The sequence below is a fragment of the Rufibacter sp. LB8 genome (assembly GCF_014876185.1).
Taxonomy (GTDB): Bacteria; Bacteroidota; Bacteroidia; order Cytophagales; family Hymenobacteraceae; genus Nibribacter.
Genome location: NZ_JADALJ010000001.1, coordinates 853,439 through 867,318, shown reverse-complemented (window position 1 = coordinate 867,318; position 13,880 = coordinate 853,439). Strand labels below are relative to the sequence as shown.

Genomic DNA, 13,880 nt, shown 5'->3' with positions numbered 1-13,880 from the left:
TGCCGAAGCATGTTAACCGAGCCAACTGGTAGCCACTTCTTCAAACGTTGGGTCATGCGGCGCAAATTGATTGGTGATAGGTATATAAAAAATCGGCACCGCCTGCCAGATGCCCTGTAACTCCCTGGTTTGCCATTTCACCGCGTCTTTCTGGGTCATGACCACACTTACCTGGCCCGGTTGCTTCAGGCAGAAGTCTACAATCTCCTGTACCGGTTGCACCGTGTACGCGGCATGGTCCGGGAAATTGAAATGGTGGACCACCGTGCCACCAAGCGTTGACAGATGGTTTAGAAACGGTTTTGGGTTGACAATGCCGGTCACAGCTATCACCTGGGTGCTTAACGTACGGCCGGGCAAGAATGGTACAGGGCGCGCGTAAACTATCTGCGAGAAGAAAACAGGCGTGCCCGGCTGGAGGTAAGGCGCCAAGTTTAGAGTCAGTTGCGCACGGTCTTCAAAATTCAAACCTTCAGGGCATTTGGTGACCACTACGGCATCAGCGCGCTTAGCCCCTTTCCGGTGTTCGCGCAGACGGCCCGCTGGTAAAAGATAATCTTGGTTGAAAGGCTTATTATAATCAGTGAGCAGAAGATAGCGGGAAGCTGTGACGGCGCGGTGCTGAAAAGCATCGTCCAACAAAATTAGGTCCAGGTCTGGAAATAATCTAAGCAGCTCCTGGATTCCGTGCGCCCGCTTTTCGCAGACCGCTACTTTGGCCCAGGGCAGATTGTGGACATACTGGAAGGGTTCATCGCCCAACGTATCCGGTGAAGCAGTTTCATCAGCTAAGACAAAGCCTGTGGTTTTTCGTTTGTAGCCTCGGCTCAGGATGGCTATTTTTTTGTGCTGGTAAAGCCTGGCCAGGAATTCTACCTGCGGAGTTTTGCCGGTGCCGCCCACGCTCAGGTTGCCCACACAGACCACCGGAATGGGTGCGCGGTAACTTTTGAACACGCCATGGTCGTAAAGTAAATTGCGCACGGCCACCACGCCGCCGTAGAGCCACGCAAAAGGCATCAATCCCAACTTTACAAGAGGCAACAGCAACTTCATGACGCACAAAAGTAGGGGAAAATTAGCTTTCTTTGCGCAGGTAGATTTGAAACAACGCCCATGACCAAAATCAAAGAAGTGGTGCAGGCCCTGGAGCGCTACGCCCCCCCTGCCTACCAGGAATCATATGACAACGCCACCTTGCAAGTGGGTGACCAGGAGATGACCGTCACGCGCGTGCTGGTGACCCTGGACTGTACCTTAGAAGTGGTGCAGGAAGCCATAGACCGCGGCTGTAATCTGATTGTGGCGCACCACCCCGTTATCTTTAAGCCGCTCAAAAGCCTGACGGGCAAGACGCCGGTGGAGCGCATTCTTTTAAAAGCCATCACCCACCAGATTGCCATCTTTGCGTGCCACACCAATTTAGACCATGTGCATAACGGCGTGAACGCGAAGCTCTGCGAGAAACTGGGCTTAACCAAGCTTCGGATTTTGGCCCCCAAATCCCAAACGTTGACCAAACTGGAAACCTACGTACCGCTGGAGGACACCGAGAAAGTGTTGGCTGCGCTGCACCAGGCCGGGGCCGGACAGATTGGCGATTACTCAGACTGCAGTTTCCGGATCACGGGCACGGGCAGGTTCACGCCTTCGGCGAAAGCCAACCCCCACATTGGCGAGCCCTGCAAAACCGAAGAAACCGTGGAGAATAAAATAGAGGTGATCTTCCCGGCGTTCAAGGAGGCGCAGATTATGAAAGCCTTGCTACAGGCGCACCCGTATGAAGAAGTGGCGCATTACCTGGTCTCGCTGGAAAACCAAAACCAGGAAGTGGGCGCCGGCATGGTGGGTGAACTGCCAGAGGCCCTGTCAGGCGAGGAATTCACGAGATATATTAAGGAGAAACTGCAGCTAACTACTTTTAAACATACGGACTGGCCAGACCAGCCTATTCAAAAAGTGGCAGTATGCGGTGGGGCCGGCAGCTTTCTTACCCGGCAGGCCAAGGCCAGTGGCGCGCAGGTTTTCCTGACCGCCGATTTGAAATACCACGAGTTCTTTGAGGCCAACCGCCAAATGGCGCTGGTAGACGTTGGCCACTATGAGAGCGAAGTTTACACCAAGGAGCTTTTTTATGATATACTTACAAAAAGTTTTCCTAATTTTGCAGTCGATTTGTCAGGCATTGACACCAATCCCGTAAGACACAGCTAAATAATTCATGGAAAGTACTGTAGCAAGTAAGTTAGACGCACTTCTAAGACTTCAGAGCTTAGATTCTCAATTAGACCAAATTCTACAAGTTAGAGGTGACCTGCCGGAAGAGGTGCGGGACCTGGAAGATGAGATTGCCGGCTACCAAGTACGCGTAAGCAAGTTTGACGAAGAGATTGCCGAGCTGCAGCAGAGCATCGCCAACCGCAAACAGGGCATCAAAGACGCCGAGAAGCTCATCAAGAAGTACGAGGAGCAGCAGGAAAACGTCCGCAACAACCGTGAGTTTGACGCCATCACCAAAGAGGTGGAGTTGCAGAAGCTGGAGATCCAGATCAACGAAAAGAAAATCAGGGAGGCCAACTTCCAGATTGAGCAGAAAATAGCCGATATCCAGGACACCAAGAACCGTCTGGAAGAGCGTCAGAAAGACCTGAACACCAAAAACAGCGAATTGCAGGTGATGGTGCAGGAAAGCGAAGACGACGAGAAAAAACTGAACGACCAGAAAGAAGAGGCCATCAAGCAGATTGAAGACCGTCTTTTGTTCGCTTACAACAGAATCAGAAAGAACGTGCGCAACGGCCTGGCCGTGGTAGCGGTGAAGCGTGACGCCTGCGGCGGATGTTTCAACACCGTTCCCCCGCAACGTCAGTCAGAGATTGCCTCCAAGAAAAAAATCACGGTGTGCGAGCACTGTGGTAGAATCTTGGCCGACGTGGAGATCAAAGCTATAGCCCAATAAGTATTTCTACTTTCATTGCACAAAAGAAAAGGATGGCCCACGCCATCCTTTTCTGCTTAACTGGTTTTCCGTTTTCGGGCTCATTTCCAGAAATGAGCCCGAAAACAGAAAATCTTTGAAGTCCCCACTCCCTCTGGGAGAGGGTTAGGGTGAGGGTCATTACTTTTTATGAATGCAGTTGGCGCAGACGCTCGCAGGTCTTCCAGACGCTACGAGGTCTTTTGAGTCACAACCTTTTCAAACTTCCTATCTTTGCTTTTCTACTTCTAAGAATGCTTCAACTCGCCATTCCTTTTGATGCTTTGCCCCTGCCTGTGGAAGGCTGGAAACAGAAAGCGTTGGCCTGGGCGGCGGCAAACCATGAGGTAGTAGCCTTTTATGAACCGAATGCCGTGGCGTACCGCCATGGTGCTTTTGAGAATATGTTGGGCGTGCAGCTGAAAGCTTTCAGCAAGAACACTTTTACCACTTGGGAAGAATTATCCCGCGCCCAACTTACTCAACAGCACAAACCGGTATTCGGGTACTTCACCTTTGATCTCAAAAACAGCTTAGAAAAACTCTCCAGCCAGAACCCTGACCACATAGGTTTTCCGGAGTTGTATTTTTTTCACCCAGACGTTTGGCTGCAGTGGAAAGGCCAGGAAGTCACCCTTCATTCTGACTTAGTTGATCCAAAAGAAATCCTTGAGCAAATAAATAATTTTCCGTTTTCGGCCTCATTTTCAGAAACGAGCCCGAAAACGCAGGCGCGTGTGCCAAAAGAAAAATACCTGGAAACCGTTGAAAAGCTTAGGCAGCACATTCTGGAAGGTGATGTGTACGAAGTCAATTACTGCCAGGAATTTTACGCCGAGAACGCAGCCGTTGAACCGGTGGCCCTTTTCCAGAAACTGAACGCCGCCTCCCCTACGCCCTTCGCCGGTTTTCTGAAGCTTCAGGAGAAATATCTTTTGTGCGCCAGCCCAGAACGGTTTCTCAAGAAAGAAGGTGATTTGTTGATTTCGCAGCCCATCAAAGGCACCATTGCGCGCGGGAAAACGCCTAAGGAAGATGAAAGTCAGAAACAAGCCTTGGCCAATAGTGAGAAAGAGCGCGCCGAGAACATGATGATTGTGGACCTGGTCCGGAACGACCTGAACCGCGTGGCCGCCACGGGCACCGTGCAGGTAGTGGAATTGTTCGGGCTGTACGGGTTCCAATATGTCTGGCAGATGATTTCCACGGTCACAGCGCGCCTTCCAGCAGAGGTAAACGCAATTGACGCCATCAAAGCCGCCTTTCCCATGGGCAGCATGACGGGCGCACCCAAAATAAAAGCCCTGGAACTGATTGAGCTGTATGAAAACACCAAACGCGGACTTTACTCCGGCAGCCTGGGCTATTTTTTGCCCATCGGAGATTTTGACTTCAATGTGGTTATCAGGAGTTTGCAGTACAATGCCAGCAACGGTTACCTTTCGTTTGAGGTGGGCAGCGCCATTACCTATGACTCAGACCCGGTGCAGGAGTATGAAGAATGCCTCTTGAAAGCCGCCGCTATTTTAAAAGTATTGGCCTAGTAAAGACCTAAGTAGAAATTCAGAGAAAGATTTCCAAAGCAACCTCAGCAGGATTTGTGTAAAATTCTGCCTGCCATTCTGTCAGAAACGCGCAGATATGCCTATCTTTGTGTTTTAAGAACACCCTATGCACGCACCCATTCTGGACTTAGATTTCATAGATAGCCGTTCCCCGGAGCAAGCCGCCGCGTCTTGTGACACCAAAGTGAGTCTTGACTCCAACACCGGCCTTCAGCGCAAACTCTACATAGAAAGCTACGGCTGCCAGATGAATTTCTCTGACAGTGAAATTGTCACGTCCATCTTGCACGAAGCCGGCTTTGACACCACCTCAGAAGTAACTGAGGCCGATTTGGTCTTGCTCAACACCTGCTCCATCAGAGAGAAAGCCGAACAGACCGTAAGGCACCGCTTGACCCAGCTCCAGCATCTCAAGAAAAAACGACCGGGTATGGTAGTGGGTGTGTTGGGCTGCATGGCCGAGCGCCTGAAGAAAAACCTGCTGGAAGAAGAGAAAATGGTGGACCTGGTGGTGGGCCCAGATGCGTACCGCGACCTTCCTGGCTTGATCAATGAAGTAGACGGTGGCCACAAGGCCGTGAACGTGCTTTTATCGCGCGAAGAGACCTACGCCGACATCAACCCAGTGCGGTTGAACAGCAACGGTGTGAGCGCCTTTGTCTCCATCATGCGAGGCTGCGACAACATGTGCTCTTTCTGCGTGGTGCCCTTCACCCGCGGCCGTGAGCGTAGCCGTGATGCTCATTCTGTCGTGCGCGAAGCCCAGGAACTGGTGAACCAAGGCTACAAAGAAGTGACCTTGCTGGGCCAGAATGTGGACTCTTACAAATGGGCGTCAGAAGATGGCACTGAAAATGTGAACTTCGCACAGCTGTTGGAACGCGTGGCCTTGATTAGCCCAGACCTTCGCGTACGGTTTTCCACCTCCCACCCCAAAGACATTACAGATGAAGTGTTGTACACCATGAAAAAGTACGACAACATCTGCAAATACATTCACCTGCCGGCCCAAAGCGGAAACTCCCGCGTGCTGGAACTCATGAACCGCACCTATGACCGTGCCTGGTACATGAACCGCGTAGACGCCATCCGGCAGATTCTGGGCGAGGAATGCGCCATTTCCACCGACATGATTTCCGGTTTCTGCTCTGAGACCGAGGAAGAACATAAAGACACGCTTTCTTTGATTGATTACGTGCAGTATGACTACGCTTACATGTTCTTCTACTCTGAGCGCCCCGGCACCCTGGCCGCCCGTAAACTGGAAGATGATATTCCGTTGGAAGTTAAGAAACGTAGACTGCAGGAAGTTATAGACTTACAGCGCCATTACTCGCTTATCAGGAATGAGAAAACGGTTGGCACTGTGCAGAAAGTCTTACTGGAAGGTTTCTCCAAGCGTTCCAAAGAAATGCTGAGCGGCCGCGATGACAAAAACAGAATGGTCATTATCCCCAAAATGGATTACCAGAAAGGCGACTACGTGCACGTACTCATCACCGGCTGCTCCGTAGGCACCTTGTTCGGGGAACCCATTATTTAATTTGAAAATTTGGAGATGTGGAAATGGAGAAATGAATTCCATTGATTGAAGCATCATTTCCAAATCTTCACATTTTCAAATCTTCACATTTAACCCATGCGTGAATTTGATATACAGTCGGTAAAGCAGCGGTTTGGCATCATTGGCAACTCGCCTTTACTGAATTACGCCATACAGGTGGCGGTGCAGGTGGCCCCTACTGACATGACCGTGCTCATCAATGGCGAAAGCGGCAGTGGCAAGGAGTCGTTCTCCAAAATCATCCATCACCTGAGCCCCAGAAAACACGGCCAGTTCATTGCCATTAACTGCGGCGCCATACCAGAAGGAACAATTGACTCAGAGCTGTTTGGGCACGAGAAAGGTTCTTTCACGGGCGCGCAGGAAGCCCGCAAAGGCTATTTTGAGGTAACCAACGGTGGTACCATTTTCCTGGATGAAATTGGCGAGATGCCTTTGGGTACCCAGGCCCGCTTGCTCCGTGTGCTGGAAAACGGCGAATTCATCAAAGTGGGTTCTTCTAAAGTCCAGAAAACAGACGTGCGGGTGGTGGCCGCCACCAACGTTAATTTATTGCAGGCTGTGGAGCGTGGGCAGTTCAGGGAAGATTTGTATTACCGCTTGAACACCGTTCCCATTAGTGTGCCCCCCTTGCGGGAACGCGGCGAAGACACGCACCTGTTGTTCCGGAAGTTCGCCAGTGATTTTGCGGAGCGGTACCATGTAAAATCTGTGGTGCTGCAGCCTGACGCCGTGAAAGAATTGCTGCGGTACAGGTTTCCGGGCAACATCAGGCAACTCAAGAACATTGTGGAGCAGATCTCGGTGCTGGAATATGAGCGCGAAGTCACCGCCGACACCTTGCGCAAGTACTTGCCCCAGGAACAGGCCAGCCAGCTTCCGGCCCTATTCCACCAACAGCAGAACGCAGATGGCAATACCAATTTCTCGGAGCGCGATCTGTTGTATAAGGTACTGTTTGACATGCGCAAAGACATGAACGACCTCAAGCAGGTGGTTTTTGATCTTTTGTCGCACCAGCAGGAAGACGCTGAATTGCTCAAGAACAACAGCCATTTGTTTGATGAGGTACGATCTTTTGAACCGCCGCTTTACCGCAACCAGGAACGCCGCGAGGGGTATGTGCTCACGGTCAATGACTCTGAGGAAGATGAATACGAGGAAAAAGTAGAGGACATTGCCCATGAAACCGAAGAAGAAAGCCTTTCTTTGGAGCACAAGGAAAAGGAAATGATCTTGAAAGCGTTAAAGAAGCACGGCAACAAACGAAAGTACGCGGCCAGAGATTTAGGCATTTCAGAAAGAACCCTTTACCGGAAATTAAAACAGTATGACCTTGAAGACTTATAGACTTCCTTTTCTTTTATTGCAGGTTTGCCTGTTGCTTGTTTTGAGCGGCTGCTATTCTTTTACGGGCACCAACATTTCACCAGAAGTCAAGAGCATTTCCATCAGTAATTTCAACAACGCTTCTGGCCAGGGGCCTGCTAACTTACAGCAGATTGTCACCGAAGACTTCAAGGATTACTTTCAACGAAACACCAGCTTGCGCGTATTGCCCCAGGCTGGAGATTTGCAGATTCAGGGCCAGATCATGAGCTACACGTTTAGCCCGGCGGCCATCCAGCGCCCCGACGCCCCCGCCGGCGGAACCGTGGGACTGGACCAGGCCGGCGCCAACCGCTTGACCATTGTGGTGCAGATCAGTTACACAGACACCAAGGTGCCCACCAACAATTTTGACCAAAGCTTTTCTAGTTTCTATGACTTCCCGCCCAGCAAAGACATTAACCAGATTAGCCGGGCAGATTTGAACATTATTTTAGACCGCCTTATTTACAACGTGTTCACCAAAACGGTGGCCAACTGGTAATCCAAGGTCTGGGTTTGTTTCAGAATTCCGGGTTGATTGCCTACCTTAACAGCACCTTCTGGCACCATCTCTTCTTTGGGTGGTCCGCCAACATTATACTTACATGAACAAAGCGGCATTTTTAAACATTGTACGGCAGGTTGCCCCCATCCAGGACCAGGAAGTGCAGGACTTGGAGAAACTGGTGGTGTCTTTTCCGTACTGCCAGACCGCCCATGTACTGTTGGCCAAAGCCGCCTATGACCGGGGCAGCATGCTTTCCACGCAGAAATTACGCAGCGCCGCCGCCCACGTGTCTAACCGCCAACTCCTCAAGCGCCTGGTCTACGCGCAACCTGTTCTCGCAGATGTAGAGGACACTGAACTCAACAGTCAGGAACTAGCTGTAGAAGAAGTAGAAATAAGCCATGCCATCATAGAGCCGCTAACTTCTGCTGAACCTGAAGCAATAGTAAGGGACATTACCTTTGAAGAGGAAGCTACTGCACCTGAAGAAAAAGAATACCCAGTAATAGCCGCATCGCAACCGGACGAACCAGAAAGCCAGGTGGAAGAAGTGGCCGAAAGCGAGCCGAAAGAAGAAATTCTACTTGAAGATGCGCTCTCACCAGAAGCCCTTGTTATTGAAGAAGAAGTGCCAGGGGCAGCCACCTTTGACGTTAACCAAGAACTGGAAAAAGTTGAACCTGATGAAGCCTTAGATACCTCAGTAGATGAATTGCTGGATTTGATTCAAATCAGCGGTCTGTCCACTATTTCGGTGCCTTACCCAAGTGTTTCGTTGTCGCATGACGAGATTGTCTCTGAGATTCTAGCCACCACCGAAAGCAAAACCGGGGACCAAAACCAGGAGGACTTAGGTACCGCCCAGGACATCGCTTCCAAAGAATGCCCAATGGAGGAGGAACCCAGCGCCACCCCTGACCCAATTGCAGCGCTGCTGGAAGAATCCTTCTATGACACGTCTGGGTATGAATTCCCGACGCTGCCATTGGTTACTGCTCCATCTGTTTCAGCCCAGGAGCAGCCCAGCCATGACCCGTATGTCACGCTTTTTGAACAGCACCAATTGGGCTACTGGATGGGCTCCAGCAGATTGGGCGAGAGCCTGCAGCTAAAAGACGAATTCACTACGGCCTTGCCCTTTCATTTTCAGCCGGAACTCATTCTGGAACACGTGAAGGGTGGCGGTAAAAAGGCAGTGGAAAAAGAGGCAACGCCGGTGGCGAAGTTGGATATTCAGTTAAACATCATTGACCAGTTCCTCAAGACTACCCCGCGCCGCAAGACCCTGGCCAATGTACAGCAAAGCCATGAGCCCATTGAAGACTTATCGGCGAAGAGCACCAAGATCAAAAAGACGCTTGTCTCAGAAAACCTGGCGTTCATCTTTTTAAAACAGGGAAAACACAAAAAGGCCATCAAAATTTATGAACAGCTAATAGTGAAGTTTCCCGAAAAAAAGAGTTACTTTGCCCAACAGATAGAAAAAATCAGAAACGAACAATAACATGTACATTGCTATCATAAGCGTTATCATTTTCCTGAGTGTCCTATTGGTTTTAGTGGTACTGTCGCAGAATTCTAAAGGCGGCGGCCTGTCCAGCCAGTTTGGCGGAGGCGGCACCAGCCAGCTAATGGGCGTGAAACGCACCGGCGACCTTCTGGAGAAATTGACCTGGGGTTTCGCCATTGGCATCATGGCCTTGAGCCTGGCTACGCACACCATCACCTCTAACGGTGACGGCGATAACCGTTCTGTCAATGAGCAACGGGCAGGCCAATCAGCAGCGCCTGCTGCCGCTCCGGCCGCTATTCCACAGCAGGAAGGTGCCGCCCCGGCAGGCACTACTCCAATTCCAGTAGCAGATTCAGCTAACTAGCATTATAATACATACTATCCCTTTATTGGAATCCGAGCCCTCACCGGCTCGGATTCTTTTTTTTATTGCGATTCCCGTTTTCGGGCTCATTTCTTAAAATGAAGCCAAAAACGGGAACGGCAGGTGAAAGGACTGACAAAAGTTACCGGCTACCCTTCCCTGCTTTGTCAGTACCCTTGAAATCTTGGCAGAAGTTACGGCCTTAAATGCGGCAGATTGGCAGAGTACGCTGTTTGGCACAGAACTGGCAATACGGCAGTACGTCTGTGGCGGGTAGCTGCCATGGCATCATCGTAAACTAAAAAATAATCTTATAACAAACCTATGGCCTTAGATCTAAAACCATTGGCAGACAGAGTAATTGTATTACCTGCTGCGGCTGAAGAAAAAACCAAATCTGGTATCATCATCCCAGACACTGCCAAAGAAAAACCACAGCGCGGCGAAGTAGTAGCCGTAGGAGAAGGTAAAATCTCCGACCAAGGTGTTTTAGTAAAGTCCCAGTTATCTGTTGGCGACCAAGTGTTGTACGGCAAATATGCCGGTACTGAGATCACACTGGATGGTGCTGACTACCTGATCATGCGGGAGTCTGACATTCTTGCCATTCTTTAATTTCTCTTGTTAAACACATCATCAACCATAATTTAGTTTTAAAAACTATGGCATCTAAGAACATTACCTTCGACATAGAAGCTCGTAACAAAATCAAAAAAGGCGTTGACACCTTAGCCAACGCCGTGAAAGTAACCTTAGGCCCTAAAGGCCGCAACGTGATCATCGACAAAAAATTTGGTGCACCAAGCATCACCAAAGACGGTGTAACGGTTGCCAAAGAAATTGAATTGAAAGACGCCGTGGAAAACATGGGCGCACAACTGGTGAAAGAAGTTGCCTCTAAAACCGCTGACATGGCCGGTGATGGTACTACTACCGCTACTGTTTTGGCCCAGGCAATTTACACCGCCGGTTCTAAGAACGTGGCCGCAGGTGCCAACCCAATGGACCTGAAGCGTGGTATTGACAAAGCCGTTGCCAAAGTGGTGGCTAACCTGAAGGAGCAATCTAAGAAGATTGAGAACTCCTCAGAAATTGCCCAGGTAGGTACCATTTCTGCCAACAATGACTCTGAAATCGGGCAAATGATTGCTGATGCCATGGACAAAGTGGGTAAAGACGGTGTGATCACTGTTGAGGAAGCTAAAGGTACTGAGACCGAAGTGAAGACTGTAGAAGGTATGCAGTTTGACCGCGGGTACCTGTCTCCTTACTTCGTGACCAATCCAGAGAAGATGGAAGCTGAGTTTGAGAACGCCTACATCTTGATCTATGACAAAAAGGTTTCTACTATGAAAGAATTGCTGCCCGTGTTGGAGCAAGTGGTTCAGACGGGTAAAGCTCTTGTGATCATCTCTGAAGATGTGGATGGCGAAGCCCTTGCTACCTTAGTAGTAAACAAATTGCGTGGTTCCTTGAAAATTGCCGCTGTAAAGGCGCCAGGATTCGGTGACCGCAGAAAAGCCATGTTGGAAGATATTGCTGTTTTAACTGGTGGAACTGTTATCTCTGAGGAGCGCGGTTACAAACTTGACAATGCTACACTTGACTATTTAGGTCAGGCTGAGCGCATTATCATTGACAAAGACAACACTACTATTGTAAACGGTAGAGGCGAGAAAGATGGTATCACAGCCCGCGTGAACGAAATCAAAGCGCAGATTGAGAAAACCACTTCTGACTATGACCGCGAGAAGTTACAAGAGCGTCTGGCCAAATTATCTGGCGGTGTAGCTATCCTTTACATTGGCGCTTCTACTGAAGTTGAGATGAAAGAGAAAAAAGACCGTGTTGATGATGCCTTGCACGCAACCAGAGCGGCCGTGGAAGAAGGTATTGTAGCTGGTGGTGGTGTTGCCTTGATCAGAGCTATTGATGCTTTGAACGATGTGGATACCCGCAACGAAGACGAAAAAACTGGTGTTCAAATCATCCGCACCGCGCTTGAGTCTCCGTTGAGAACCATTGTGGCTAACGCCGGTGGTGAAGGCTCAGTAATTGTAAACGAAGTTCGTGCTGGTAAAGCAGATTACGGTTACAACGCCCGCGATGACAAGTTCGAGAACATGTTTGCCGCTGGTATCATTGACCCAACCAAAGTAACTCGTTTAGCGCTTGAAAACGCTGCATCTGTGGCTGCCTTGTTGCTGACCACGGAGTGTGTGATCGCTGACGAGCCAGAAGCTGACAACGGCGGTGCTGGTGGCGGAATGCCAGGCGGTATGGGCGGAATGGGTGGCATGATGTAATTATCACCCATCAGCGCACGCTGAAGTATAAAAAAAGCCCCGGCAGATTTGCCGGGGCTTTTTCTTTTATAAAGATTTCCGTTTTTGGCTTCGTTTTCAGAAATGAGCCCCAAAACAGGTTATTATTTTTCCTTTATTCTGATTTTAATTTTATGCGGAGCGGTTTCATCACCGCCAAAGTAGGGGTATAATTGGTAACCCACGCCTTCACCGGAGCAGTTGCGGGGCTGTTCTATGGTTTTGTTATTCACTTTGAAGACATATTTCCCATCGGCTAAGGTCAACTCACAGGTGTACCATTTCTTGAGGTCAATGACTGAAATCAAGGTGGACGTGATTTTTCCTGCTTTATAGGAATATGCATGTAGCTCCAGTTTTTTCTGGTACCAGCGCCAGCCAAAGCGCGCGCTGTTCAAGTGGTGGAAAGAACTGCAATCGGCCATGCCGAAGAGTTTATTGACATCGCTCTGGTTGTTGGGGTCTTTGGTGGTGTAAATGGCCGTGGAGTCAAAACGCACCTCAAACACCATTTTGATTTTCTTGAGCGTCTTCAAAGGATTTACCGTTTCATGCTGTCCGGTCTCTATCACAAATTCCTGACCTTCCTCCACGGGCGCAGGATCTTGCTTGTCTACCAAATCTTCAACAGAGCAGGAGGCAAAAAACAACGAAATCAATAAGAAAGAAGCGCCAGCCCAGGAAAGGTATTTCATATATTTTGAAAAGATACTATTAAAGTATCTGACGAACTACGCTTCCCTCCCATTAGTTCCTGAGAAACAAGGCACTATCGTTTCAAATAAATTTCAGCAGAAAATTACCGGGCCTCAGGTTCATAGCACATGTTGTAAAGGTCTTCCAGGGTGCCGTTGAACACATTCAGATCCAAATTACCTTTCACGCCTTTCAGCTTGCCGGTTTCTGTGTGTTGCCAGAACACCCATTTGCGGTTGCCAAGTTGGTGGCTTTTCTCGGGGCTGTAATGGGCCACCCAGAGCGGGTAATCGTCAAAATGGCCGGCCAGGTGCTTCTCGTAGAAGGCGTAGTTGGTGTAGATGATGGGTTTTATGTCATATTCCGCTTCCACGGCATCAAGCCACAGCTGCACGCCGGCCACAATTTCTTCGTCTGACTGGTGATTGGTCACTTCCACATCCAATACGGGCGGCAAATCGCCGGGCTCCAATTTTACTTTCTTCAGGAAGTTCCTAGCCTGTTCTTCGGCGTCTCTGGAGGGCAAAAAGAAATGGTAGGCGCCGCGGAGCACATCATGCTGCTTGGCCTGTTTCCAATGTTTGCTGAAAAAGCGGTCCTCGTGCGTGATGCCTTCGGTGGCTTTAATGAACGCGAAGGAAATCTTTTGCTTCTTCACCAGTTTCCAATCAATGGACCGCTGGTGGTGAGACACGTCTACCCCTGTCACTTCATAGCCTTCGGGTTTAAACGCCTTGATGGAATTGCTGTTGGTGGCCTGCTCCACTTTATGCCTCAGAAAGGCCAGCCTTCCGCCTTCCTTGTAATACTCAATGGCCAGGCACAGCAACACAAACCCGACAATGCCCGCCAGAATTGGCCGGAAGGCAATCTGGTCACCGGCTGTTTTTTTTCTGACGGCGGGTTTTCTGGGTCTAGGGGAAGGATTTCTGGCGGCCACGGTTCTTCAAGGGTTAAGCAGAGGGCCATGCTGGGGGCGCCCTCTCCTTTCAAAATTA

General features: G+C 49.8%; 13 protein-coding genes. 10 read left to right on the top strand and 3 right to left on the bottom strand.

Going from position 1 to position 13,880, the window contains the following annotated elements; genetic code table 11:
• Positions 1–12 precede the first annotated feature (12 nt).
• A complete protein-coding gene (gene lpxK / locus IMY23_RS03700) occupies positions 13–1,020 on the bottom strand; it encodes a tetraacyldisaccharide 4'-kinase (RefSeq protein ID WP_192820798.1) in 1,008 nt (335 codons plus the stop codon).
• Positions 1,021–1,116: 96 nt separating this feature from the next.
• Here lpxK and IMY23_RS03695 point away from each other — a divergent pair, with 96 nt between their 5' ends.
• From IMY23_RS03695 to groL, 10 genes are all read left to right on the top strand, one after another.
• On the top strand, positions 1,117–2,214 hold the full coding sequence (locus IMY23_RS03695) for a Nif3-like dinuclear metal center hexameric protein (protein WP_192820797.1): 1,098 nt from the start codon (positions 1,117–1,119) through the stop codon (positions 2,212–2,214).
• 7 nt (positions 2,215–2,221) lie between these two features.
• Positions 2,222–2,959 (top strand): zinc ribbon domain-containing protein, encoded by a 738-nt coding sequence (locus tag IMY23_RS03690; protein WP_192820796.1) that lies wholly within the window; start codon positions 2,222–2,224, stop codon positions 2,957–2,959.
• A gap of 272 nt (positions 2,960–3,231) precedes the next feature.
• A complete protein-coding gene (locus IMY23_RS03685; protein ID WP_192820795.1) occupies positions 3,232–4,521 on the top strand; it encodes an anthranilate synthase component I family protein in 1,290 nt (429 codons plus the stop codon).
• A gap of 127 nt (positions 4,522–4,648) precedes the next feature.
• Complete coding sequence (miaB, locus tag IMY23_RS03680; protein WP_192820794.1) at positions 4,649–6,085, top strand: tRNA (N6-isopentenyl adenosine(37)-C2)-methylthiotransferase MiaB; 1,437 nt, start codon at positions 4,649–4,651, stop codon at positions 6,083–6,085.
• A gap of 96 nt (positions 6,086–6,181) precedes the next feature.
• The gene (locus tag IMY23_RS03675) at positions 6,182–7,456 is read left to right on the top strand and encodes a sigma-54-dependent Fis family transcriptional regulator (RefSeq protein WP_192820793.1); all 1,275 of its coding nucleotides are present in this window, start codon (positions 6,182–6,184) and stop codon (positions 7,454–7,456) included.
• Entirely contained in the window at positions 7,437–7,979 is a 543-nt protein-coding gene (locus tag IMY23_RS03670) for an LptE family protein (protein ID WP_192820792.1), read from the top strand. The genes IMY23_RS03675 and IMY23_RS03670 overlap by 20 nt, the downstream gene beginning before the upstream one ends.
• 103 nt (positions 7,980–8,082) lie before the next feature.
• Positions 8,083–9,489, top strand: a complete 1,407-nt coding sequence (locus IMY23_RS03665) for a tetratricopeptide repeat protein (protein WP_192820791.1) — start codon at positions 8,083–8,085, stop codon at positions 9,487–9,489.
• 1 nt (position 9,490) lies between these two features.
• Positions 9,491–9,862, top strand: a complete 372-nt coding sequence (gene secG / locus IMY23_RS03660) for a preprotein translocase subunit SecG (RefSeq protein ID WP_192820790.1) — start codon at positions 9,491–9,493, stop codon at positions 9,860–9,862.
• A gap of 324 nt (positions 9,863–10,186) precedes the next feature.
• On the top strand, positions 10,187–10,477 hold the full coding sequence (gene groES / locus IMY23_RS03655; protein WP_192820789.1) for a co-chaperone GroES: 291 nt from the start codon (positions 10,187–10,189) through the stop codon (positions 10,475–10,477).
• Positions 10,478–10,524: 47 nt separating this feature from the next.
• On the top strand, positions 10,525–12,168 hold the full coding sequence (gene groL, locus IMY23_RS03650) for a chaperonin GroEL (RefSeq protein ID WP_192820788.1): 1,644 nt from the start codon (positions 10,525–10,527) through the stop codon (positions 12,166–12,168).
• 122 nt (positions 12,169–12,290) lie between these two features.
• Here the strand turns inward: groL and IMY23_RS03645 are convergent, their stop codons facing one another.
• On the bottom strand, positions 12,291–12,881 hold the full coding sequence (locus tag IMY23_RS03645; protein WP_192820787.1) for a hypothetical protein: 591 nt from the start codon (positions 12,879–12,881) through the stop codon (positions 12,291–12,293).
• 104 nt (positions 12,882–12,985) lie between these two features.
• Positions 12,986–13,822: a glycoside hydrolase family 25 protein gene (locus IMY23_RS03640; RefSeq protein ID WP_192820786.1), complete on the bottom strand. Its 837-nt coding sequence runs from the start codon at positions 13,820–13,822 to the stop codon at positions 12,986–12,988.
• Positions 13,823–13,880: the final 58 nt, after the last annotated feature.

Coding starts and splice junctions, on each gene's coding strand:
- IMY23_RS03690 (WP_192820796.1), top strand. CDS start 2,222: ATGGAAAGTACTGTAGCAAGTAAGTTAGACGCACTTCTAAGACTTCAG.
- IMY23_RS03685 (WP_192820795.1), top strand. CDS start 3,232: ATGCTTCAACTCGCCATTCCTTTTGATGCTTTGCCCCTGCCTGTGGAA.
- miaB (WP_192820794.1), top strand. CDS start 4,649: ATGCACGCACCCATTCTGGACTTAGATTTCATAGATAGCCGTTCCCCG.
- IMY23_RS03665 (WP_192820791.1), top strand. CDS start 8,083: ATGAACAAAGCGGCATTTTTAAACATTGTACGGCAGGTTGCCCCCATC.
- secG (WP_192820790.1), top strand. CDS start 9,491: ATGTACATTGCTATCATAAGCGTTATCATTTTCCTGAGTGTCCTATTG.
- lpxK (WP_192820798.1), bottom strand. CDS start 1,020: ATGCCTTTTGCGTGGCTCTACGGCGGCGTGGTGGCCGTGCGCAATTTA.
- IMY23_RS03670 (WP_192820792.1), top strand. CDS start 7,437: ATGACCTTGAAGACTTATAGACTTCCTTTTCTTTTATTGCAGGTTTGC.
- IMY23_RS03645 (WP_192820787.1), bottom strand. CDS start 12,881: ATGAAATACCTTTCCTGGGCTGGCGCTTCTTTCTTATTGATTTCGTTG.
- IMY23_RS03675 (WP_192820793.1), top strand. CDS start 6,182: ATGCGTGAATTTGATATACAGTCGGTAAAGCAGCGGTTTGGCATCATT.
- groES (WP_192820789.1), top strand. CDS start 10,187: ATGGCCTTAGATCTAAAACCATTGGCAGACAGAGTAATTGTATTACCT.
- groL (WP_192820788.1), top strand. CDS start 10,525: ATGGCATCTAAGAACATTACCTTCGACATAGAAGCTCGTAACAAAATC.
- IMY23_RS03695 (WP_192820797.1), top strand. CDS start 1,117: ATGACCAAAATCAAAGAAGTGGTGCAGGCCCTGGAGCGCTACGCCCCC.